Origin of the sequence: Maribellus sediminis (assembly GCF_011799805.1) — a bacterium.
Lineage (GTDB): Bacteria > Bacteroidota > Bacteroidia > Bacteroidales > Prolixibacteraceae > Draconibacterium > Draconibacterium sediminis_A.
Map to the genome: position 1 here is coordinate 903,660 of NZ_WXUB01000002.1, position 22,564 is coordinate 926,223.

A 22,564-nucleotide genomic window follows, 5' to 3' on the forward strand; every position below is an offset into this window, starting at 1 on the left:
TAAATGCGGAAATGCTTTAATCTTCAGCAGAGATTGGACACCACAGCTTAATCGAAAACAGAGAACCGTTCTGTATATGAAAGTTCATACACAGAACGGTTCTTTTTGAATTCAGCCAGTTGACACTTCAAAATTACGCCGGGTGACTTTGAGCATCAACTTTAAGTCACCCGGCAAATTATCAACCTACTACGAATCCTCAATCCATGTTCACACTTTGTAAACTATTGGATTATTACCTTATTCGCTTTCCTGCTTATTCCATTGTCGATGACAAAGAAATAAATGCCCGGATTGAATTGTTTCAATGAAATTACCGTTTTCTGAGCCTGTATCGGTTTCTGGTAAATATTCCTTCCGGTTATATCAAATATTTGTAAGCGGCAGTTTTCAACATCACCCATTTCAAGCGTAATCTGCGATGAAGCGGGATTTGGATAAATACTGATTTGTTGTTCGACAAGATCAGCTGCAAGCCCGATTCCCGTTACACCGCTCGCATAATAATAAAAATCTTTTGTGTCGAGCACCCAATCAGTGGCGGTACTTTTTAAACTTGAATGCTGGTAGCGATGCAATTGTTTTATCTGGCCTTCGCCATTATACACGTATTCATGTTTCCAGTTGTAATCCCATTCATTGTTGACACTGTCGTAGGTACAAAATTCGTGTTTGAATAAATACTCATTGGCATATTCATACAAATGGCATGCGCAGGAATCCCATTGATTTTTCACACTATCGTAACAAAACTGGTATTGTTTTTCAAGCTTATTGTCAACGTTATACTGGTATTCAAATTTGAATTGTTTGGCCCACTGATTCGCCACGCTGTCCCACTGGTACTGGCAACAGGAATCCTGACAATTTTGAGTGTTATACGAATACTCGTATTTGTAATAATAATTCCAATCACCGGCTTTTTCGTTCCAGCAATACAATAATTTTTGAGCAACTGAATCATTGTTATTGTAAGCATATTCATACTTGAAAGCATTCTTCCAGGCATGTGAAACTGAGTCTCTTTGCTCCATGACATGGTCGTCCTTTTTGCCATTTTTATAGCCAAACGTATTCCTGATGGTTTGTTGCCACTGAGCAGTTATAGAGTCCATCTTATAAACAGCACTTTTAACAAGTTCGCCCTGACCATTATAGGTGTACTCGTTTTTTACCTTTTCGCGCCAGCCATTTTGCCACTGATACTGAATCTCTTCTCTAATTGTCTGGCTCCCGTTTATGGTATTTCTGTACTGAACTTTGTATTGGTAAGATGAGTCATTTCCGGAATATCGGAACTGAACCATCGAATCAAGTTGATATTGTTCGCCCATTACGAAGTAATTAGGCTGGAAGTGTGCTTCATAAGCGCTTGCGCTCTGAATTTTTAGATTCTGCCAATCTTCTGTTGCGGCTGTGGAAGGTTGGAAAAAACTAAAAAATAATCCTGCAATCAGGAAAGGTAAAATCTTTTTCATGGTACGTAATTTTTTAGTTTTTGTATCTATTTACTTATCCGCTTAAAAAAAGTTTTACCCTACCACAGTTTTAACTTTTGTTCAAAATAATTAAGAAATTATTATTTGTAGCGACCAGGCCAGGAAGTCTCCAAAAAACAGAAAACCGTTCGGTATCTAACAATTCAAATACCGAACGGTTCTTTCGAAGTTCAATTTCAAATAGAATATTCAGCGGGTGACTCTACGTTCCAACCCTAAGTCACCCGGTGAATTCTAATATTAAATCAATTCTCCATACAAATCGTAGTCCTCGGCTCCGGTGACTTTAACAGTCACGAAATCGCCTTTCTTTAAAGACTTTTCAGAAGTGATAAGTACTTCGCCATCCACTTCAGGAGAATCAAATTCGGTACGGCCCACAAAAAAGTCGCCTTCTTCGCGGTCGATAATCACTTTAAATTCCTTCCCAATTTTTTGCTGATTCAGTTCGGCTGAAATGTACTGCTGAACTTCCATGATTTCGTCGGCTCGTTCTTGTTTGGTTTCCTGATCCAAACGGTCTTTGTATTTTTCGGCTGCATAAGTTCCGTCTTCTTCCGAATAGGGAAAAACACCCAAACGACCGAACTTCTGCTCTTCAATAAATTCTTTCAGTTCCTCAAAGTCTTCCTCGGTTTCACCCGGAAAACCAACCAGCATTGTTGTACGAATTACAACACCCGGTACTTCCTCACGAATTTTAGCAAGCAGCGCCTCCGTTTCTTCACGGGTAACATGGCGCAACATATTTTTCAGTACCGGATTGGCAATGTGTTGCAGCGGCATATCGAGGTATTTACACACCTTCGGATTTTCGCGCATCACCGGTAAAATATCCATTGGGAATTTGGTAGGGTATAAATAATGCAGCCTGATCCATTCAATGCCGTCAACTTCCGAGATCTTTTCGATCAACTCGGCCAATCGGTTTTTACCGTAAATATCTATTCCGTAATACGAAAGGTCCTGTGCGATAAGCAATACTTCCTTCACGCCTTTTTTAGCCAGGTAGCGGGCTTCCATCACCAGGCTTTCGATGGTACGCGATTTATGCCGCCCGGTCATTTTCGGGATGGCACAAAACGAACACGAACGGTTGCAGCCTTCCGAAATTTTCAGGTAAGCAAAGTGCGACGGCGTGGTAATTTTTCGTTCGTAAATGTATTCGGGATGGTAGGTAACTTTAAGTTCTTCCACCATGGCTTTCATATCGAATTTACCAAAGTAGCGGTCCACTTCCGGCAGTTCATCTTCCAATTCATGCTGGTACCTTTCCGACAAACAGCCCATCACATAAAGCTTGTCGATCTTCCCGCGTTTTTTAGCTTCAGCGTAATCCAGGATCATATCAATCGATTCCTGCTTGGCATCGTGGATAAAACCACAGGTATTAATGAATACCGCGTCAAAATCGGTTTCATTCGAATCGTGCATTACCTCAAACTTTCCCTTCTCCAGCTGGCTTAGTAAAACCTCGGAATCTACCAGGTTTTTCGAACAGCCCATCGTCACTACATTTACCCTTTTCTTGCTCATTTCTAAAAATTTGGTGCAAAGTAAAGATAATTTTGTCTGAATAAAAAGTATCGGGTAGATAGTCGTGAGTTCTGAGTACTGGGTATCAGTAATTAAGTAACAAGTCTGATCATTTCTTGAAAATGAAGTACACGGCCAGCACCAGAAAAGTAAATCCAATAATATGGTTCCAGCGAAAACTTTCGGTTTTGAACAGCACGATTGTAAATATGGTAAACACAATAAGTGTTATTGCTTCCTGCAAAACTTTTAATTCGATGAGCGAAAACGGCCCTCCATTTTCTTTGTAGCCCAAACGGTTGGCCGGAACCTGGAAAAAATATTCGAAAAGGGCAATTCCCCAACTTATCAAAACGATAGAAATCAGCCCGAGTTTATTGAACCATTTCAGTTCAGCAAATTTCAAATGCCCGTACTAGGCAAAAGTCATAAAAGTGTTGGAAAGAACCAACAACACAACGGTTGATATACCTTTCATAATTTGTAAAAAAATCTTCGCAAAACTATCGAAAAGAATCATCCGTTATCATCGCCTGATTACAAATTTCATGATTGAAAAAATAGTTAACCTCAAAATTCGATTAAGAATAATTAATTATTGATTTTCATACTTTATTTATTGTTTTTCGATAATTTTATATTTTATTTGCAATGACTATATAATCATTCAAATATGGAAATGAAAGTAAGTACACGTACAGAACAAATTCTTACGGTTCTAAAAATTCTTGCATGGGTTGCCTTTTTTGGCTTTGCAGTATCAGCTGTTCTTTTTCTGTCTTCATACATTTCTGGTTTCTGGAATTCAATAAATATATTTGATATTAAAGAGGACCCCAACCTGTTACAATTGAGACAAGAAAATTCCGGTCTTTACACAATTTTAATGGCTTTCTCATTTATCATGGCGCTTTTGAAAGCCATTGTATGGTGGATGGTCGCTAAAATCATCGATAAAATAAAAATCGATAATCCTTTTTCTATAGAGGTGGTGCATCAACTTGAATACATTAGTTATTCACTTTTTACAATATGGGTATTATCCGTAACCGGCGGTGGTTTTATTGCCTGGCTGGGCGAAAAAGCAGGGACTCTTAATGACTCATGGAATAAAGGGCCCTTTCTTTTTATGGCCGGACTTGTATTTGTCATCTCTCAAATTTTTAAACGCGGCGTAGAGATTCAGTCTGAAAACGATTTAACCGTTTAACCATGGCAATAATTGTAAATCTTGATGTAATGATGGCCCGGCGCAAAATGTCGTTGAACGAGCTATCAGAAAAAGTGAACATCACACTGGCCAATCTTTCGATTTTGAAAACGGGAAAAGCCAAAGCCGTTCGGTTTAGTACGTTGGAAGCAATTTGCGAAGCGCTGGATTGCCAGCCCGGAGATATACTGGAATTTTCGAAAGATTAAAAACGCTCAATACAGATTATTCATATGGAAATTAAAATTACAACAAAGCAAATTCTGAAAGTGCTGCAAATACTTTCATGGATAATTTTTATCGGTTTATGTATCGAAGCCGGAGGAATTGTTGTCAATACCGTCATTATATTCTTCAGAAAGCCATCAGTCGCCTTCAATTTTTGGGACGAAACCGCATACCTCACCGATCTTTACCAGTTCGATCATGGACATTTCTTTGCTATTGCACTCATAATGATCATTGTATCGGTTTTGAAGGCAATATTATTTTACTTAATCGTGAAATTATTTACAGATAAACAGCTGAACATAACACGCCCGTTTAATATTGAGTTGAAAAATTTCATTATCAATTTGTCCAGTCTTTCTTTTGGTATCGGTTTGTTCTCCTATTTTGGAATGAAATATTCGGTATGGCTTACTACCCAGGGAGCACAAAAAGCTGACCTGAAGGCCTTGCATCTCTCCGGAGCTGATGTATGGATTTTTATGGCAATTATACTTTTTGTTATCGGGCAGGTTATGAAAAGCGGCATTGAAATGCAAAACGAAAACGAATTGACGATTTAAATCACGGCAATAAAATTCATTTTGAGTTACAAATTGCCGTCACCAGGATTTACTCAGAAAACTTTCCGAAGAAAATGAATATACATTGGGCAAGCTTTCGATATTGAAAACAGGAAAAGCCAAAGCCATTCGTTTCAGCACACTGGAAGCCATTTGTGAAGCGCTGGATGGCCAGCCGGGAGATATCCCGGAATATTCAGCTGATTAAATAAGAGGCAGTAACAAAATGAAAAGGGATGACATCTTTTTAAAAGATGTCATCCCTCTCTTTCTGGAAGCTTGAAGCCTGCAGCTTGCAACTCCAACTATTGTTTCGTTTTTAAAGGATTCTTAGTTTGTTCAAAAAACTGTTTCTGCAGTTCAGGAACAACAGTATCAGCTTTTACCAGGCGAATCATCTCAATCAATTGACTTACCGTTTCGTTGATTAAGAGTTCACCTGCTTCGGCATTGGCCTTCGAACCGTCGCCGCCATAATGGTTAGGATAACTGGCATACCACCAAATTCCGGTGTAAACGTATTTTAGTTTATTCATCCGATTCTGATCAACACCCGACTGTTGTCCGGCCCGGTCGATATGCACCAAAGTTGGCTGTGCAGCAGCCATTTCCGAGGTTTCGCTGTTTCCCGCATGCGAGTCATATTTATCATCCTGTGTCAACGCTTCAGCTTTTTCGTTCACTTCTCGATTATCTTCGGGCCTGAACCAGTACAAAGCATAATTACGCCGTTCCGACAATTGTGCCATTCCGAAAAAGTTCAGAAAAGCGTTATTGCCACCGTGACCGTTTACGATGATGATCTTCTCGAAACCGTTTCGACTGAGTTCGTCCAGCGTTTCCTGTAACATAAGCCAGATCAGTTCAGGCGAATAGGAAATCGTTCCGGGCTGATGCCGGGCTTCGTTAATCTGGCTAAAATAATACCACGGGAAAACAACCGTATACTCCTGTTCGGCAGCACGAAGGGCATACTCGCGAGCCATATACAAATCGGTACCAAGTGGCAGGTGCGGCCCATGCTTTTCCAATACGCCTATTGGTATAATGCAGGTTTTAGAACTTTTTTCAACAGCCTTAGCAAAATCGGGTGCGGTAAGTTCTTCCAAACGATAAGGCAGCTCCTGTGCCGACAACGAAAATGAAAGTAGCAAAAGGAAAAGTTGAATTAGTTTTTGCATTGAAATTAGGTTTTAGTTAAACTTTCTCTAAAAATAGAATGTTCGAATTGTTTTAGCAATGATTTGCTAATTTTAAACCAAACTAAGAATATGCAGATACTAATTGCCCACAGTCATCTGAATCCCGGCGGAGTAACGCGGATCATCGAATCGCAGATCGACAGCCTGAAAAACATACCCGTAAAAGTGTTGGTTGGAACCTGCCCCAATCCTGAAACCATTACCTCGCGCGGAGCAGAACTGGTAATTATGGGGGAGCTGAATTACCTGGAGCATAAAACATACAGCGATGATGAAGCCAAAGAAATGCTGGACACCGTGCTTGAAAAATTGCGGCAACAGATTACAAAGGATACTGTAATTCATTTCCATAACCTTAATTTGGGCAAAAATCCGATCGTAACATTTGCGGTTTACCTGCTGGCTAAAGAAGGTGTTCGGGTGTTTAATCATGCACACGATTTTGCTGAAGACCGCCCGTCGAATCAAACTTTTCTCGAAGAAATTATCAGCGATATTTTTTCACACAACCTCAGCGAGGTGCTTTATCCCAATCTGCCAAATTACCAGTTTGGTGTGCTGAATTCGTTCGACCTCGAAAGGCTGCTTTCCTATGGTGTGGAAGCCGATCGAATTGAGTGGCTGCCCAATCCGGTTACTTTTTCATGTACGATTGAGAATCCTGACAAGGAAGCTTCGAAAAAGACGATCTGCGAAGAACTTAAAATCAGTGACGAGAAGCTGCTGATCACGTATCCTGTGCGTGTGATCCAGCGAAAAAACATTGGAGAATTCATCCTTTTATCGGTGCTATTCGACCATATCACCAACTTTGTGGTAACACAGCCGCCTCAAAATCCGGTTGAACGCGAAATGTACCGGCAGTGGGTAAAATTCTGCGAAGACCATGAAATTGATGTGGTGTTTGAAGCCGGCAATAAAGTGGATTTCGAACAATTGCTTTGTGCCTCCGACTTTTGCATTACCACAAGTTACCGCGAAGGATTTGGCATGGTTTACCTCGAACCATGGTTGCTAAATACACCGGTGGTTGGCCGCGACATCGATTATATTACCAAGGATTTCAAAGATGACGGGTTTACTTTTCCAACGCTTTTTTACAAAATAAATATCCCGGAAATAAAGATCGATTTTAAAGATCTGAACATGAAAATGCAAATGGAGATCATTTGTGACCTGAAATCGGGCCGAATAGAAAAACAGAAGATGTTTGAACAAAATCCGATCCTCACCACTTTGTTTAATAAGGTTGCTGATCAGGTAATCGAACAAAATAAAGAAATCATAAAAAGCAACTACTCTTTGCAAGGCTATGGAAGTAAACTTCAGAACCGATATAAAAAGCTGGTTGGATAAGCTGGAAAAACTGGCGCCACAGCCAACCACTTTCTGTCCCAACTTAAAAACTGATTCTCCCGATCCTATAAAAGCTGTCATTTTCGACATTTACGGCACACTCCTCATTTCCGCTTCAGGCGATATCGACCAGGCTTCGCTGTCTTCGGAAAATATCCGGACGGCCATGCAGGCAGGTGGTTTCGATCTCGACAAATGTGAACCCGTCACCTGTTCGTTTTTACTCGAGCAACTGCAAGTGAAAATAAAGGAGCAGCATGAAGCCCTAAAAAAACAGGGACATCCCTACCCCGACGTAGATATTTTTAAAGTGTGGACCGACATGTTTCGTGCAGCAGAAGAAAAGGGATTGCTGAAGTTGACCGGCGAAGAATCGTGGACAGATACCATTATTGTTTTCGAACTGCTGAGTAACCGCGTTTATCCCATGCCCGGAATGAAGGAAATTCTGCTTTGGATAAAAGACAAAGGTTTGCCAATGGGCATTGTTTCCAACGCTCAGTTTTATACCCCGGTTATTATGAATTATTTCCTGAACGGTGAATTTTCGACAAAACAGGAAATCGATCTGTTTGAAAAGGACCTTTCGGTTTTTTCATTTAATGAACTCAGGGCAAAACCCGACACGGCACTTTTCGAAAAGTTTCTTCCAACACTAAAAAGTAAATACGGAATCAAGCCCTACGAAGCCATTTTTGTGGGGAACGACATGCTAAAAGACGTTGTCACCGCAAAAAAATCAGGCCTGCGGACCGTGTTATTTGCGGGCGATGAACGGTCGCTTCGTTTGCGCGAAGACGACGACCGTGTACGACGCATTTTCCCCGATTTTATTATTAATGACCTTTCACAACTAAAAGATATTTTAAAATGAAGCTCAACGAACTCCGAATAGGTATAATCCACTCATTAATTGGCAAGAACGACGGTGTTTCCATCGTAATCGACCAAACGGTTGAAGCCATGGTAAAGCACCTCGATATTAACCTGGGGAATTTTTTCTTCCTGGCAGCTCACTCGTCGCCTCGTTTCAACGCCCAAACCAACGATGTATTCTGGCACAAAAGCGAAGCACACAAACATATACTTCTCAACTTCAACAATCCTGATACCGAAGGCTTGGATGAACTGATTCATGAAAATGCCCTGTACGCCAAACAGGTGATCCAGGAGTGGGTTGACGAAAATGATATCGACCTGATCATCGCTCACAATACCTCGCATCCCTACAATTTCATCACAGCTGTTGGATTGGGTTATTACATTGAAGAGTTAAGAAACGAAGATATCATTTGGCCGAAATTGATGGTTTGGTGGCACGATTCGTATTTCGAGCGCGATATTTTTTCAAATCCAAACCCGGTCATCAAAAAGTATTTAAAATACCTGCCCGGAAGCACCTATGTAAACGGTATTGCCTTTATAAACAAGCAGCAAATTGAACTGGGTAAAAAGGTATTTCAACAGGACAACAGCGCCATAATGGAGAAGTTTTTTAAGCTTCGTACAACGGTTGTTCCAAACACCACTGAAATTCCATGGGAATGGGAGCACCTTGATCCTGAATCGGAAACGATTATTTGTCCGCCACAGGATAATTACAACAATGATTTCATGAAAGACATTGGTCTTGTTCAGCAGGTTGAGAGCCGGGGATTTACAATGGATGATACGGTAATTCTGTTGCAACATACCCGTGTTGTTCCGCGGAAAAAGATTGAACTGGCCATCGATCTGGCTTTTGAACTCGAGAAGAAATTCAAAAAGAACAATAAGAATAAGTGTGTGGCAGTAATTGTGAGTGGCCACTCAGGCGACGAGCAGAACCAGTACCTAAACAACCTTTATGTTCATTACTCTGAACTTTGCAAGGCAAATCCCGACAGCAATGTGGTACTTATTTTTGGCGAGCACAATATTCTGTCGCATCGCGATATTATCGTGGACAAGAAATTCTACAATTTTGCTGAAATCCCTTCCATAATAGCAGCTTACGGCGGAATCGGGACCTACTTCAGCAATGTGGAAGGTTTTGGAAACAACCTTTTGGAAATGATGTCGTTTGCACTTCCGGCGGTGATCAACAAATACGAAGTGTACAAGGCCGAGATTGAACAGTACGGCTTCGATCTACCAGCTATCGACGGAGGTGGTGTAACCGATGAGCTGGTTGATTCTGCTTACCGTTTGCTTACCGATATTCCTTACCGAAACAACGTTGTAAAGCACAACCTGAAAGTACTGAAAGAAAAACTCGATCATAAAATTATTGCCGACAAGCTTGAACCAATTATAAAAAGCATGTACATGCGAGATTTGTAAGAAAAATCAGCCTTTATTAACATTTCGAAATAATATCGCCCTTAATTTGGATTTTATCCAGATTACCAAAAGGATTGATTATATTAGGGTACTATCGAATTTCAGACAAAAATTTAAGCAAAAAAAGTAACTAATTATGGGTGATTTTTATCAGAACGGATTTGTTGCCACCTTACATAACCTGCGCGCCAGGCCTTATGAAGAGTTAGAACAGAAATTGGAAAAATTCAGCAAGCGGCGACCAATCGGACTGATCATCCCATCCTTGTATTCCGAACTTTCGCGACCCGCACTTAAAGACATTGTAAATGTTTTAAAGGATATTCCTTATGTCTCTGAAATTGTTATCGGACTCGACCAGGCCGATGATTATCAGTACAAAAATGCCCTGGAATATTTTTCGGTTTTGCCACAGCACCACCGCATACTTTGGAACGATGGTCCGCGAATGACCGAGCTTAAGAAGAAACTGGCTTCAAAAAAAATCGACACATCGGTTCCGGGAAAAGGACGAAATGTGTGGTTCTGTTTTGGGTACATGATTTCTTCGGGAAAATCGGAAGCCATTGCTTTGCACGACGCCGATATTATTACCTACAACCGGGAATTGCTGGCCCGCCTGGTTTACCCCGTTGCCGATCCAACATTTAATTTCAAGTATTGCAAGGGGTATTATTTCAGAACCGACGACGATAAAATGCACGGCCGGGCAGTTCGCCTTTTGGTTACGCCTTTACTGCGAACACTAAAAAAATTACTGGGCCACCACACTTACCTCGAATACCTCGATAGTTTCAGGTATCCGCTGGCCGGTGAGTTTTCGATGCGTGCCGATATTATTAAAACCATTCGTATTCCATACGACTGGGGACTCGAGATCGGTATCCTATCAGAGGTTGAACGCAACAATGCCCTTAACCGGGTTTGCCAGGTTGAAATTGCCGACCGTTACGACCATAAACACCAGTCGCTTTCGGTGGAAGATGCCGAACGTGGCCTGTCGAAAATGAGCCGTGATATTTCGCGTGCCATCTTTGCCAAACTGGCTTCGGATGGCGTGACTTTGAGCCCCGAGTTTTTCAGAACATTAAAAGCGACCTACTGGCGGATCGCTCTCGAATTTGTTGAATTGTACAAAGCCGATGCCTCAATGAATGGATTGAGCTACGATTTTCACAAAGAGGAAGAAGTGATCGATCTGTTTGTAAAGAACGTTTACCAGTCGGGAATTGATTTTCTGGTAAATCCTGACAACGTGCCGCTAATGCCAAGCTGGAAACGTGTTCAGAGTGCTTTCCCTGATATTTTGGAAGAGCTGAACCAGATTGTAGAAGACGATAACAACATCATTTAACACCTGCAAAAAATATGGCTAATCCCACTTCTTTCAGAACAACAATTGAGAGCCGGCTGCGCTTTATCTATAAAGAAAATTACAAGGGAAAAATTACTGATGACCTGCTTTCAGTAATTGAAAAATACGAACAAATAGACGGGAGTTCAACCAAATGGGACGAAAAAGATGTGGTTTTGATTACCTATGGCGACAGCATTAAAACCACCGCTGAACAACCTTTGAAAACCTTGCACCATTTCCTGAATAAGCAACTAAAAGAACAGCTGACAGTAGTGCATATTCTGCCCTTTTTTCCCTTCAGCAGCGATGATGGTTTTTCGGTCATCGATTTCCGTGAAGTTAATCCAGAACTGGGAAGTTGGGATGATGTTACTGTTTTAAACAACGACTTCGATTTGATGGCCGACCTGGTGATCAACCATGCATCGAGTAAAAGCCGGTGGTTTCAGAATTTTCTAAAACAGGAAGGTACCGGAAAGGATTATTTCATTTGTGAAGATCCGGGAAAAGACCTATCACAGGTTACACGCCCGAGAAGCACTCCACTACTAACACCATACAAAACTGCCGGCGGAATTAAACATGTATGGACCACTTTTAGTGCCGACCAGGTTGATTTAAATTTCGCGAATCCGGCATTGCTGGTTGAAATGATGGACATATTGCTGGGGTATATTTCGAAAGGTGCACGCATTATTCGGCTCGATGCCATCGCCTTTCTCTGGAAAATAGTTGGCTCAACATGTTTGCATTTGCCCGAAACGCATGAAGTGGTAAAACTGATGCGCGATGTGGCTGAATACATCAATCCTTCGGTGGTTATTCTTACTGAAACCAATGTTCCGAATAAGGAAAATCTGAACTATTTCGGCAATGATGACGAAGCTCATATGGTTTACCAATTTAGTCTCCCTCCACTGCTTTTACATGCCTTACACACCGGGAACTCAAGTTATTTAACCACATGGGCAAAAAGCCTCCCTCAACTTGAAGGCGACAAAACTTTTTTCAATTTTACTGCCTCGCACGACGGGATTGGGGTGCGCCCACTTGAAGGCTTGCTCCCTGACGGTGAAAAACTTGCCCTAGTTGAAAACATGCAAAAGTTCGGCGGAAAGGTGAATTACAAATCCAACCCGGATGGCAGCACGAGTCCGTACGAACTGAATATTACTTATTTTGACGCATTAAAAGGGACATATAAAGGAGAAGACGAACTCCAGGTCAAACGGTTCCTGGCTTCGCAAATCGTAATGATGAGTTTTGCAGGTGTTCCGGCTTTTTACATTCACAGTTTGACCGCCACTCCAAATTACCTGGAGGGAGTTGCAGAAACCGGCCACAACCGCACCATCAACCGCAGAAAATGGCAATTGCATGAGCTTGAAGAGATTCTGAATTCAGAGACACCACAAAAAACAGTATTCAACGAATTAAAAAGATTAATTGCCATTCGTAAAAAGCAGGCTGCGTTTCATCCGAACGCAAAGCAGGAAATTCTGGATTTGGGAAGTGATTTCTTTGGATTGATACGTAAATCTAAGGATCAATCGATTTTGTGCATCGCCAATCTTTCAGCTGAAATTAAAAGCGCTGAATGGCCGGATGAATATTCCTTTGATTTAATAACAGGATCCAAAATTCAAGCTAAAGAACTGGCTCCCTATCAATGTTTGTGGTTAACGGGACCTGCGGTTTTTAAAGGTTAAAAACCTCCGAAACTCCAGTAAAAAAAAGGGGCGCTGATTGCACCCCTTTCCAATTATGCTGTAAAATCGAATTCTACAAATTTTCCAAACTTCTGGTATTTCTCGTAGAGTACTTTGTACTTCTCTACGTTTTCAGGAATCGGATGGTATTCTGTTTCAATACCACCTCCCATATTTTTCTGAGCTTCTGAAGTGCTGGCATAAACACCCGCTGCAACCGCTGCTGCCATGGCCGAACCCAGGGCACAAGCCTGTTCCGAACGTGCCACTTTAATCGGCATATCCAGCACATCGGCAACAATTTGCATTACCAGTGGCGATTTTTTGGCAACACCGCCTAAGGCGATCACCCCATCAATACGGACGCCTTCAGAAATAAATCGATCGTTAATGGCACGTGAACCAAATGCTGTAGCCTCAACCAAAGCACGGAAAATACGAGGCGCATCAGAACCAAGGTTCAATCCGGCAATCGCTCCTTTTAAAGCCTGGTTGGCATCCGGTGTACGACGGCCATTCATCCAGTCGAGTGCGACTACCCCACTTTCACCGATTGGTATTTTTGCTGCTTCTTCGCTGAGTTTCGCGATTATTTTATCAGAAGTCTCATCCATCAGCTTTTGCTTTGTAGCCTCGTCAATCAGCGTACTTTCAGCCAGAATATTTTTCATTGGCCATTCGAGTACACGTTTAAACCAGGCATAAATATCGCCAAATGCCGATTGTCCGGCTTCCAGACCAACCATTCCCGGGACAATTGAACCATCAACCTGACCACAGATTCCGGCCACCACATTTTCGCCGACTTCATCAGCCGGTGCGATTAACATATCGCAGGTTGAAGTTCCCATTACTTTCGACAGGTAATAAGGCTCAATTTCGGCGCCAACTGCACCCAGGTGAGCATCGAAAGCCCCAACACCAACAACTACATCGGTTGAAAGACCCAGTTTCTGAGCCCATTCTTCGGAGAGTGTTCCTGCAGCAACATCGCAGGTGAAGGTTTCTTTAAAAAGACGATCGCGCAAACCGGCCAGCATTGGATCAAGCGCAGTCAGAAATTCTTCTGATGGCAAACCATCAAATGCTTCGTGCCACATCGCTTTGTGCCCAGCTGCACAACGGCTTCTTTTTAAGGTTTTTGGATTGGTATCTCCCGTAATTACTGCCGGAATCCAGTCGCAGTGTTCTACCCACGAGTAGGCTGCACGATAAACTGCAGCATCTTCGCGGATCACATGTAACAGCTTAGCCCAAAACCATTCCGAAGAATAAATTCCGCCTTCGTATTTTGTAAAATCAATCTCCCATTTTTTAGCAAGCTGGTTGATTTCTTCTGCTTCTTTTACTGCTGTATGATCTTTCCAAAGCACAAACATCGCGTTAGGATTCTCTTCAAAACCGGCCGTCAATGAAAGTGGTGTTCCTTTTTCATCAACAGCAACCGGAGTTGAACCTGTAGTATCCACAGAAATTCCAACCACATTTTCCGCAACGCCTTCGGGCGCCTGCTTTAATGCTTCAACAATTGTATATTCCAATCCTTCCAAATAATCCTTCGGATGCTGACGGAACTGATTGTTTGGAGCATCACAATACATTTGTTTTTGCCATCGCGGATAATTAAAAACAACACTGGCAACTTCTTCTCCAGTTTCAACATTTACAATTAACGACCTGACCGAATCCGATCCATAGTCTAAACCAATCGTGTATTTTGCCATCTTAAGTTTATTTTGATTTTTTATTGATTTATATTTTTAGCTACTGGGCTTCAAGTCTCAAGCAGTAAGTTCTGAACTCTGAACTATTTATTGTCCATAGTAAGCATTTTTCCCATGTTTACGCAGGAAGTGTTTATCCAACAGAACCTGATCCATGGTTGTATCCGGATTCAGTTGAAAAGTTCTGAAGGTCATTTTAGCCACTTCTTCCATTACCACGGCGTTATGAACGGCATTGTGGGGATCTTTTCCCCACGAAAACGGACCGTGGTTATTTACCAGCACTCCGGGAATTGTGTCAGGATCAAGTTCTTTAAAACGCTCAACGATCACTTTTCCGGTTTCCAGTTCGTACTCCTTTTCAATTTCCTCTTTGGTCATTTTACGGGTACATGGAATTTCGCCATAAAAATAGTCGGCATGCGTAGTACCAACCGCCGGTATTCCTTTACCGGCCTGTGCCCAACTCGTTGCCCATTCAGAGTGCGTGTGAACAACGCCACCTATATTTTCGAACTGGCGATACAAAACCAGGTGAGTTGCGCTGTCGCTCGAAGGCTTGAGCTTTCCTTCAACCACCTGTCCGTACAAGTTGAGTACCACCATATCTTTTGGTTTCATATCGTCGTATGACACACCACTTGGCTTAATCACCACCAAACCTTTTTCGCGGTCAATACCGCTAACGTTTCCCCAGGTGAAAATTACCAGACCATGTTTCACCAAATCGAGATTGGCCTGAAATACCTCTTCTTTTAATTTCTCGAGCATTTTTGTTCTTTTTAAGTTATTCAGATCAGAAACAACTGAAAAATTGAAATATTTATTCAATTTCCATAAAATCTCTAACTGTCTGAAATACTGTTTATTGTTCAATCATCAACAAACAAACTATTTTAAGCGTAAAATTAACCCTTAAAATGAAAGTACAAAATAAAAATACTACATCCTGAACGCAATTTCAAATATTGATGACACAAGACACAAAAAAACCCGTTCGAATTAATGAACGGGCTTTATCTTAACTACTTATCTAACTAAAACCAATTATGAAATCTTAATTTCTACCGGAGCTTTTGCTTGCGCTTCTTCCTTTTTCGGAAGTAAAACTTTCAGAATTCCGTTTTCGAATTTTGCCGAAATAGCTTCAGCATCAACAGTTTTTGGCAAACGGAATTGCTTTTCGAAGTTATAAGCACCAAATTCGCGGTGTTCGTACTTGTATTCCTCTTTTGATTCTTCCTGTTCCTTATCCACTTTAATGGTCAACAGGTTTTCGTTTTGAATTAACTGAACATCTTCCTTCAAAAAACCCGGAAGTAGAAGTTCAATTTTGAATTCCTTTTCAGTTTCAAAAATGTTTGTTGCAGGTTTCCTCTCGCAGTTTTTTACATAACCTTCGTGGTAATCGTTGTTGAAGAAGTTATTGAATAATTCATCAACTAAAACTCTGTTTACATTGTAACGTGGATGTTGAAATCTTACTAAACTCATGACTTAATCTCCTTTTTCTTTAATTGTTATTCTAATTGTTTTTGTTTCTCAAATACACCCTCTAATAAACAACTCTTGTTCCACTACCGTTTTTCGGACAAAATTTTCCAGTTCGCACCAGAAAACAATGCCATTCTGACCGAATCAAACTAAAACAGACTGCACATATGGCATTTTATTGAATTTTTTGGATATATCATTCACCAAAAGAAGTGCTGAATTTATTTTTACCTTTGCGCAAAATCAGAAGAGCAATGCGTATTGACATCATAACAGTTTTACCCGAAATCCTGGAAAGCCCGTTTCAGCATTCCATTATAAAACGTGCACAGGAAAAAGGACTGGCGGAAATACATATTCATAATCTCAGGGATTACTCGGAAGACAAACACCGAAGGGTTGATGATTATTCGTTTGGGAAAGGCGCCGGAATGGTGATGGCCATTCAACCGATTGAAAAAGCTATTGAGACCTTAAAAGCCCAGCGTGAATATGACGAAATCATTTTTACCACGCCCGATGGCAAACTTCTCGATCAGCGCGAAGCCAATTACCTGTCGCTTTATAAAAACATTATGATCCTTTGTGGCCATTACAAAGGCATCGACCAGCGCATCCGCGACACCTATATTACCAAAGAAATTTCGGTTGGCGATTATGTGCTTACCGGCGGTGAACTGGCGGCAGCCATTATCACCGACAGCGTAGTTCGCCTGCTGCCGGGAGTGCTTTCCGACGAAACCTCGGCATTAAGCGATTCGTTCCAGGATTACCTGCTGAGCCCACCGGTTTATACCCGGCCGGCCGAATACAAGGGATTGAAAGTGCCTGAAGTTTTGCTTAGCGGAAACGATAAACTGGTTGACGACTGGAAACACGATCAGGCAATTGAACGCACCAAAAAATTACGTCCCGATTTGTACAAAAAATATTTAGGAGAAGAATAAGCCGATGACTCTTACTTCTGTTTTACCATCCATTCAACCCATTGAAAAGCGGGGATCAGCAGTTGATGCCCTGAAAATTTTAATCATTGGTGTTTTTCACGGCGAAGAACCACAGGGTGAATTTGTTATCAATAAATATTTAGCCGAAAGTAATTTCACCCAACAAAACCACCTTTTCTTCATCCCTTGTTTGAATCCCTGGGGAATGGAACGAGGCCTGCGTGTCAATAAAAATGGTGTTGACCTGAACCGGAATTACCCAACCCGAAACTGGATAAAAACCGAGCGGGACGAAAACTTTTCGGGAGAGGAAGCCGCATCGGAACCGGAAACCCGGCAAATGATGCAATTACTTGAAGAACTGAAACCGGATATCATTCTGACGTTGCATGCACCGCTGAAATGCGTTAACTACGACGGGCCTGCAAAACATTTAGCAGAAAAGATCTCAGAATTTTGCGACTACCCGGTTATTGCTGATCTGGGTTACCCAACTCCGGGTTCTTTTGGCACGTATTGCGGAATTGAGCGCAATATTCCCACCATCACGCTGGAGTATGATGACGCAGAAAGTAACGAAAGTATTTATCCGAAAACGGCAAAGATATTCGACTGGCTGGGCAACTTTAAAGATCTGCGCTAATTAATACCTGCGGCAAATGCCGTTGTACGCACAGTATTTGCATTTATCGGTATGTTCGGTTTGTGTAAAAGTGTTTTCAGCTGAATAGATTTCAGAAACGAGCTGACTCAACTCCTGCTCAAAATCGGCATCAACTTTACCGAAAACCATTTTGGCCCGATTCATTTTAACTTCCCACTCGAACTTCGATTCGAAGAATTTACGAAGTGCATAAATTGCCGGCTGAATCTCCACGCCCGGGTTTTCAGCGGCGAGTCCCCAGCAATAAATCAAAGCCTGAAGAATTTCTTTTTTGGGAGCTTTTTCGTCACGCTCGAATAATTGAGCAACATCGTTAAACGATAGCGAACTTACATAACCGGTCTTGTAATCGAGCACCCGGGTAGCACCTTCCTTTTCATCCAGGCGGTCAATCTTACCACCTACCCACAATTCCTTCCCGTCAATACTGATTTTACGCTTGTATTTTTGCTCCAGACTGACGACCTTAAAAGGAGCATATTCCATATCAATTTTCAGTAACTGCGAGAGGTAGGTTTTTATATTTTCGAAAATCAGGAGCGTTTTACCTTCCAACTTTACCGGACCTTTTATCGGCTCTTTTTGTTTTAAGTAATGCCTGGCAATCTGTATCGTAATTTCATTCTCGATCCGTATTTTGTTCTTCGCGAGCTGCTCCAAATGGATTTTGTCTACCACTTTCCCAACAAAACCCTTGTAAAGCTCTTCCATTGTATCATGAAAGATATTTCCAAACACCACTCCGTCGATTTCCTCTTTTACCTCCTCCGGTTCCGGCAATTCAGCGATATAGTGAAAATAAAATTTCAGTGAACAGTTCAGGTAAGTATTTATGGCACTTGGCGAAAGCGGGTGGTCTTCAGAATTTTTATCCAGTAATTGCTTCTGAATTATTTCTGAACCCGGAATCGAAATACTTTCCACGGGATCGTTGGCAAAAACAAAGTCGAGGTTTTGCATTTTTGGTTTGTGCACCGAATCGTAACGCAGCTGATAACCGTAGCGGCTTAATTCCCCTGTTCCAATTCCTTCTTTAACCACACTGTAAGTTGCTGTTACATTTTTAGCGCGTTGGATTAGACGGTAAAAATAATAGCCGTACATCGCGTCCTGCTCATCAATACCCGGCAAGCCAAAACCAAGGCGAATGTTATGCGGAATAAACGACGGAGCTGTGAATTTTCGCGGCCACTTGTTTTCGTTCAAGCCGAGAATAATCAGGTTATCAAAATCCAGACAACGCGTTTCAAGAATACCCATCACCTGCATTCCACTCAGGGGTTCACCTTCAAAAGCCACGGAAACCTGACCAAGATACTGGGAAAACAACCTGAAATAAACGGTTTCGCTGATCTGACGGTTTTGAGTCTGCAAGGTCTTTTTTACCACAGCCCCCAGTTTTTCAATGGCCTGATACACCGAATAGATCAATTCCAGCAGAATGGCATCGCCACTCGTTTTTTGCTGATGATACAAAAGACCAAGCACATCCAGGAAATAATCACTATAATCTTCGGTCTTGTCCGGTATTGTGAAAATGCGTTGATGAAGCGTCGAGAAATCGATCCCGGCGAGCTCCACATTAATTTTATTGTTTTTCTTCAGATCGCTTACAAAAGCCGTGGTTACTTCTTTTTCTATGCCGCCCAACAACTGGTGATTCAAAATATCTGTAACATAACGATGAAACGCCATATAGCCGTCTCCGCTTTTTCGTTTGTTTTTCAACAGGTTGATCAGGAGCATTACAAAACCATAAACAACCGAGTTTCGCACCGGGTAACCCATGGTAATGTTGATGGTTCCTGTTTCCTCAGGAATGGCTCCCAATGACGGAAACAGCAGCGATTCATCGGCAAGAACAACCGCCGTATTATCAAATTCCTGGCGGTAATCTTTTTCGGTAGCCTTCAGAAAATTTGGAATTTGCTGACTCTGTCCATACACCGAAGAAACAGCTACCAGGTTGATGTCTTTCCGGTGATTGAAAACATCGGTATTCAGCTCAAAATCTTCAGGCGGAGAAAATACCTTCAGGTTTTTACGTAAAAAATATCCGGCTTCATTCTGCTCATCGTCCACATAGGTTTTATCGAAGTCCCACAAAAACTCAGCTTTCCCTTCATTTTTCAGGTGATCGAAAATCCGAATCTCACAGGTATTTAAGGCATTCAGCCCAATAATGTAATATTTGCTGAACGGAAATTCCACAGTTCCGGCTTTCACCTGTTCTGCAACTTCCCGGTCTATCATTCCCGGAAATGCCAGATTTTGCCCGCGAAGCAGCTTTTTAAAATCGGCATAAACAGGATACAGTTTATCCCAGATAGCAATGTATTTTTCGCGAAAACCGCTTTTATCGGCCACGGCCATGCTACCCCAAAATCGTTCCAACGCTTTTTTCTGGTCCTCGGTAAGGTAATCAAATATCGATTCTATTTCTTTTAGGTCCGAAATATTCCGGAACAGATCTTTCGCATCAACCAGATATCGGTCGATATCGTTAAAATCGGCCAGCAGGATCTCGCCCCAAAAGTAAAATTCATCAAAGGTTTCGGTGGTTTTTGTATGCTTACTAAAAACATCGTAAAGCAGAGAAATCAGTTCCAGCTTTTCAGCTGTATTCCACGAAGAATAAGAAGCTATCAACTCGTTTACGGTGGTGGTCTTTGGCCCGATCGCCGGCATTCTCAGTTCCTTTTGCAAATAAGCCGTAAAAAAGACACCCGAGCGCCGGTTCGGAAATACAAGGCAAATGTCTTTTAACTGGTTCGAATGCTTTTTATAAATGTATCTGGCACACTGGGCGAGGAATCTTTCCATTATTGATCTTCAAAGTTCAGAGATCAAAGTTCAGAGTTTGGTCGAAAAATACAAGTAAATAATTAAGAAAATAGACACAGAATTTACAAGTCTTTCTAATTGTAATAACAGAGCCATAATTTGATATGGAAGAACATTTCGTTAAATCAGAATCATTTTTTACTATATTAGTTTCCATTAAATCTCAGTACTTAATACTCAGTACTCCATACTCTAGAACTATGAAAAAATATTTGCTGTCATCTGCCTTCATCTTTTTAATTTTCTCCGTTTTCGCACAAGACCGAATCACCGGACTTAATTTTGCCACCCGCAGCGAGGTGATCGCCCAGAACGGCATGGCGTGTACCAGCCAGCCTCTTGCCACACAAGCTGCTCTCGACATATTAAAAGCCGGTGGAAATGCAATTGATGCAGCCATTGCTGCAAATGCGGTTCTGGGATTGGTAGAACCCACCGGAAACGGAATGGGCGGCGACTTGTTTGCCATTGTTTGGGACGCAAAAACGAAGAAATTATATGGTTTGAATGCCAGCGGACGTTCGCCGTACGAACTTACTCTCGACTACTTTAAGGAAAACGGGTACGAAAAAATCCCATCGTACGGACCGCTTCCCGTTTCTGTTCCGGGTTGTGTTGATGGCTGGTTCGAACTGCACAATAAATTTGGGAAACTGCCCATGACCGACGTATTAAATCCGGCCATTTCGTATGCTGAAAACGGATTTCCACTCACTGAACTCATTGCATACTACTGGGGACGAAGCGCCAACTTCCTGAAACAATATCCTGGATTTGAAGAAATATTTATGCCGAACGGTAAAGCACCCGAAAAGGGTGAAGTATTCAAGAATCCATACCTGGCCAATACACTTCGCCTGGTTGCAGAACAGGGACGCGATGTTTTTTACAAAGGCGAGATCGCTGAAAAAATTGTTGCATACGTGCGTGAGCAGGGTGGATTTCTGAGCATGAAAGATTTTGAAGATCATCATTCAGACTGGGTGGAACCGATTTCGACCAACTACCGTGGTTACGATGTTTGGGAACTTCCGCCAAACGGTCAGGGAACAGCAGTTCTGCAAATCCTGAATATCCTCGAAAACTACGACATTGGCGGCATGCGTTTTGGCTCTCCCGAATACATGCACCTGTTTATCGAGGCAAAAAAACTGGCGTATGAAGACCGCGCCAAATATTATTCCGATCCTGATTTCAATAAACTGCCGATCGCAGAACTGATTTCAAAAGCATACGGAAAAGAACGGGCAGCTTTGATCAGCGAAAACCGTGCGGCGCGCTCCTACCCGGCCGGAGAGTTGGAACAGGGAAATACCATTTACCTTACCACCGCTGATAAAGACGGCAATATGGTTTCACTTATTCAGAGTAATTACCGTGGAATGGGCTCGGGAATGACACCCGGAAAACTGGGTTTCATTCTTCAGGACCGCGGCGAATTGTTTGCACTCGAAGAAGGCCACATGAACGTTTACGAACCACACAAACGCCCGTTTCATACGATTATTCCGGCCTTTATTACCAAAGACGGCGAACCTTATATCAGCTTTGGTTTAATGGGTGGAGCCATGCAGCCGCAGGGACACGTGCAGGTTATCTGTAACCTCATCGATTTTGGAATGAACCTGCAGGAAGCCGGCGATGCACCGCGCATCAGTCACGATGGATCGAGCCAACCCACCGGAGAACATATGAACGACGGCGGCCGTGTTTCGCTGGAGAGCGGTTTCGAGTACCAAACCATTCGTGAACTGATGAATAAAGGACACCGAATTGGCTACGCACTTGGTCCCTACGGCGGCTACCAGGCTATTATGTGGGACAGCAAAAACAAGGTTTATTACGGAGCATCCGAGTCGCGTAAGGACGGACAGGCTGCGGGGTATTAATAGGAGAAGGCTAAGGCAGA

19 protein-coding genes and 1 pseudogene are annotated in these 22,564 nt (G+C 42.1%); 12 read left to right on the top strand and 8 right to left on the bottom strand.

The features are described from left to right. Positions 1-224: 224 nt before the first annotated feature. The 3 genes from HFD85_RS10000 to HFD85_RS10010 all read right to left on the bottom strand — a co-directional run bounded on the left by HFD85_RS10000 (position 225) and on the right by HFD85_RS10010 (position 3,441). A complete protein-coding gene (locus HFD85_RS10000; RefSeq protein ID WP_167608489.1) occupies positions 225-1,478 on the bottom strand; it encodes a T9SS type A sorting domain-containing protein in 1,254 nt (417 codons plus the stop codon). A 261-nt stretch (positions 1,479-1,739) separates the two neighbouring features. After that, complete coding sequence (gene rimO, locus HFD85_RS10005; protein ID WP_167608492.1) at positions 1,740-3,035, bottom strand: 30S ribosomal protein S12 methylthiotransferase RimO; 1,296 nt, start codon at positions 3,033-3,035, stop codon at positions 1,740-1,742. A gap of 109 nt (positions 3,036-3,144) precedes the next feature. Beyond that, positions 3,145-3,441: a DMT family protein gene (locus HFD85_RS10010; RefSeq protein WP_206081935.1), complete on the bottom strand. Its 297-nt coding sequence runs from the start codon at positions 3,439-3,441 to the stop codon at positions 3,145-3,147. A 267-nt stretch (positions 3,442-3,708) separates the two neighbouring features. Between HFD85_RS10010 and HFD85_RS10015 the strand changes: the two genes are divergently transcribed. The 4 genes and pseudogenes from HFD85_RS10015 to HFD85_RS10030 all read left to right on the top strand — a co-directional run. Then, positions 3,709-4,245, top strand: a complete 537-nt coding sequence (locus HFD85_RS10015) for a DUF2975 domain-containing protein (protein WP_167608495.1) — start codon at positions 3,709-3,711, stop codon at positions 4,243-4,245. Positions 4,246-4,247: 2 nt separating this feature from the next. Beyond that, positions 4,248-4,454: a helix-turn-helix domain-containing protein gene (locus HFD85_RS10020; RefSeq protein ID WP_167608498.1), complete on the top strand. Its 207-nt coding sequence runs from the start codon at positions 4,248-4,250 to the stop codon at positions 4,452-4,454. Between the two features lie 24 nt (positions 4,455-4,478). After that, on the top strand, positions 4,479-5,036 hold the full coding sequence (locus tag HFD85_RS10025; protein ID WP_167608501.1) for a DUF2975 domain-containing protein: 558 nt from the start codon (positions 4,479-4,481) through the stop codon (positions 5,034-5,036). A gap of 70 nt (positions 5,037-5,106) precedes the next feature. Beyond that, positions 5,107-5,244 (top strand): annotated as a pseudogene (locus HFD85_RS10030) (helix-turn-helix domain-containing protein); the annotation flags it as partial. Between the two features lie 97 nt (positions 5,245-5,341). Here HFD85_RS10030 and HFD85_RS10035 read toward each other — a convergent pair. Next, complete coding sequence (locus tag HFD85_RS10035; RefSeq protein WP_167608507.1) at positions 5,342-6,217, bottom strand: creatininase family protein; 876 nt, start codon at positions 6,215-6,217, stop codon at positions 5,342-5,344. Positions 6,218-6,307: 90 nt separating this feature from the next. On the opposite strand from HFD85_RS10035, the gene HFD85_RS10040 reads away from it, so the two are divergent. From HFD85_RS10040 to HFD85_RS10060, 5 genes are all read left to right on the top strand, one after another. Then, the gene (locus HFD85_RS10040; RefSeq protein ID WP_167608510.1) at positions 6,308-7,594 is read left to right on the top strand and encodes a glycosyltransferase family protein; all 1,287 of its coding nucleotides are present in this window, start codon (positions 6,308-6,310) and stop codon (positions 7,592-7,594) included. Further along, on the top strand, positions 7,551-8,468 hold the full coding sequence (locus HFD85_RS10045; protein ID WP_167608513.1) for an HAD family hydrolase: 918 nt from the start codon (positions 7,551-7,553) through the stop codon (positions 8,466-8,468). Before HFD85_RS10040 ends, HFD85_RS10045 begins: the two co-directional genes overlap by 44 nt. Then, positions 8,465-9,916: a glycosyltransferase family protein gene (locus tag HFD85_RS10050; protein ID WP_167608516.1), complete on the top strand. Its 1,452-nt coding sequence runs from the start codon at positions 8,465-8,467 to the stop codon at positions 9,914-9,916. The genes HFD85_RS10045 and HFD85_RS10050 overlap by 4 nt, the downstream gene beginning before the upstream one ends. Positions 9,917-10,052: 136 nt before the next feature. Then, positions 10,053-11,270: a glycosyltransferase family protein gene (locus tag HFD85_RS10055; RefSeq protein WP_167608519.1), complete on the top strand. Its 1,218-nt coding sequence runs from the start codon at positions 10,053-10,055 to the stop codon at positions 11,268-11,270. A gap of 14 nt (positions 11,271-11,284) precedes the next feature. Then, on the top strand, positions 11,285-12,982 hold the full coding sequence (locus HFD85_RS10060; RefSeq protein WP_167608522.1) for a sugar phosphorylase: 1,698 nt from the start codon (positions 11,285-11,287) through the stop codon (positions 12,980-12,982). A 53-nt stretch (positions 12,983-13,035) separates the two neighbouring features. On the opposite strand, the gene HFD85_RS10065 is transcribed toward HFD85_RS10060, so the two are convergent. From HFD85_RS10065 to HFD85_RS10075, 3 genes are all read right to left on the bottom strand, one after another. Further along, a complete protein-coding gene (locus HFD85_RS10065; RefSeq protein WP_167608525.1) occupies positions 13,036-14,706 on the bottom strand; it encodes a ribulokinase in 1,671 nt (556 codons plus the stop codon). Between the two features lie 87 nt (positions 14,707-14,793). Then, positions 14,794-15,477, bottom strand: a complete 684-nt coding sequence (gene araD, locus HFD85_RS10070; protein WP_167608529.1) for an L-ribulose-5-phosphate 4-epimerase — start codon at positions 15,475-15,477, stop codon at positions 14,794-14,796. A 276-nt stretch (positions 15,478-15,753) separates the two neighbouring features. After that, on the bottom strand, positions 15,754-16,200 hold the full coding sequence (locus tag HFD85_RS10075) for an Hsp20/alpha crystallin family protein (protein WP_167608532.1): 447 nt from the start codon (positions 16,198-16,200) through the stop codon (positions 15,754-15,756). Between the two features lie 254 nt (positions 16,201-16,454). On the opposite strand from HFD85_RS10075, the gene trmD reads away from it, so the two are divergent. Next, positions 16,455-17,147 (top strand): tRNA (guanosine(37)-N1)-methyltransferase TrmD, encoded by a 693-nt coding sequence (gene trmD / locus HFD85_RS10080; RefSeq protein ID WP_167608535.1) that lies wholly within the window; start codon positions 16,455-16,457, stop codon positions 17,145-17,147. A 4-nt stretch (positions 17,148-17,151) separates the two neighbouring features. Then, a complete protein-coding gene (locus tag HFD85_RS10085) occupies positions 17,152-17,790 on the top strand; it encodes a DUF2817 domain-containing protein (RefSeq protein WP_167608538.1) in 639 nt (212 codons plus the stop codon). Here the strand turns inward: HFD85_RS10085 and HFD85_RS10090 are convergent, their stop codons facing one another. After that, on the bottom strand, positions 17,791-20,634 hold the full coding sequence (locus HFD85_RS10090) for a PD-(D/E)XK nuclease family protein (RefSeq protein ID WP_167608541.1): 2,844 nt from the start codon (positions 20,632-20,634) through the stop codon (positions 17,791-17,793). Positions 20,635-20,855: 221 nt separating this feature from the next. On the opposite strand from HFD85_RS10090, the gene ggt reads away from it, so the two are divergent. Then, the gene (ggt, locus tag HFD85_RS10095; RefSeq protein ID WP_167608544.1) at positions 20,856-22,544 is read left to right on the top strand and encodes a gamma-glutamyltransferase; all 1,689 of its coding nucleotides are present in this window, start codon (positions 20,856-20,858) and stop codon (positions 22,542-22,544) included. Positions 22,545-22,564 lie beyond the last annotated feature (20 nt).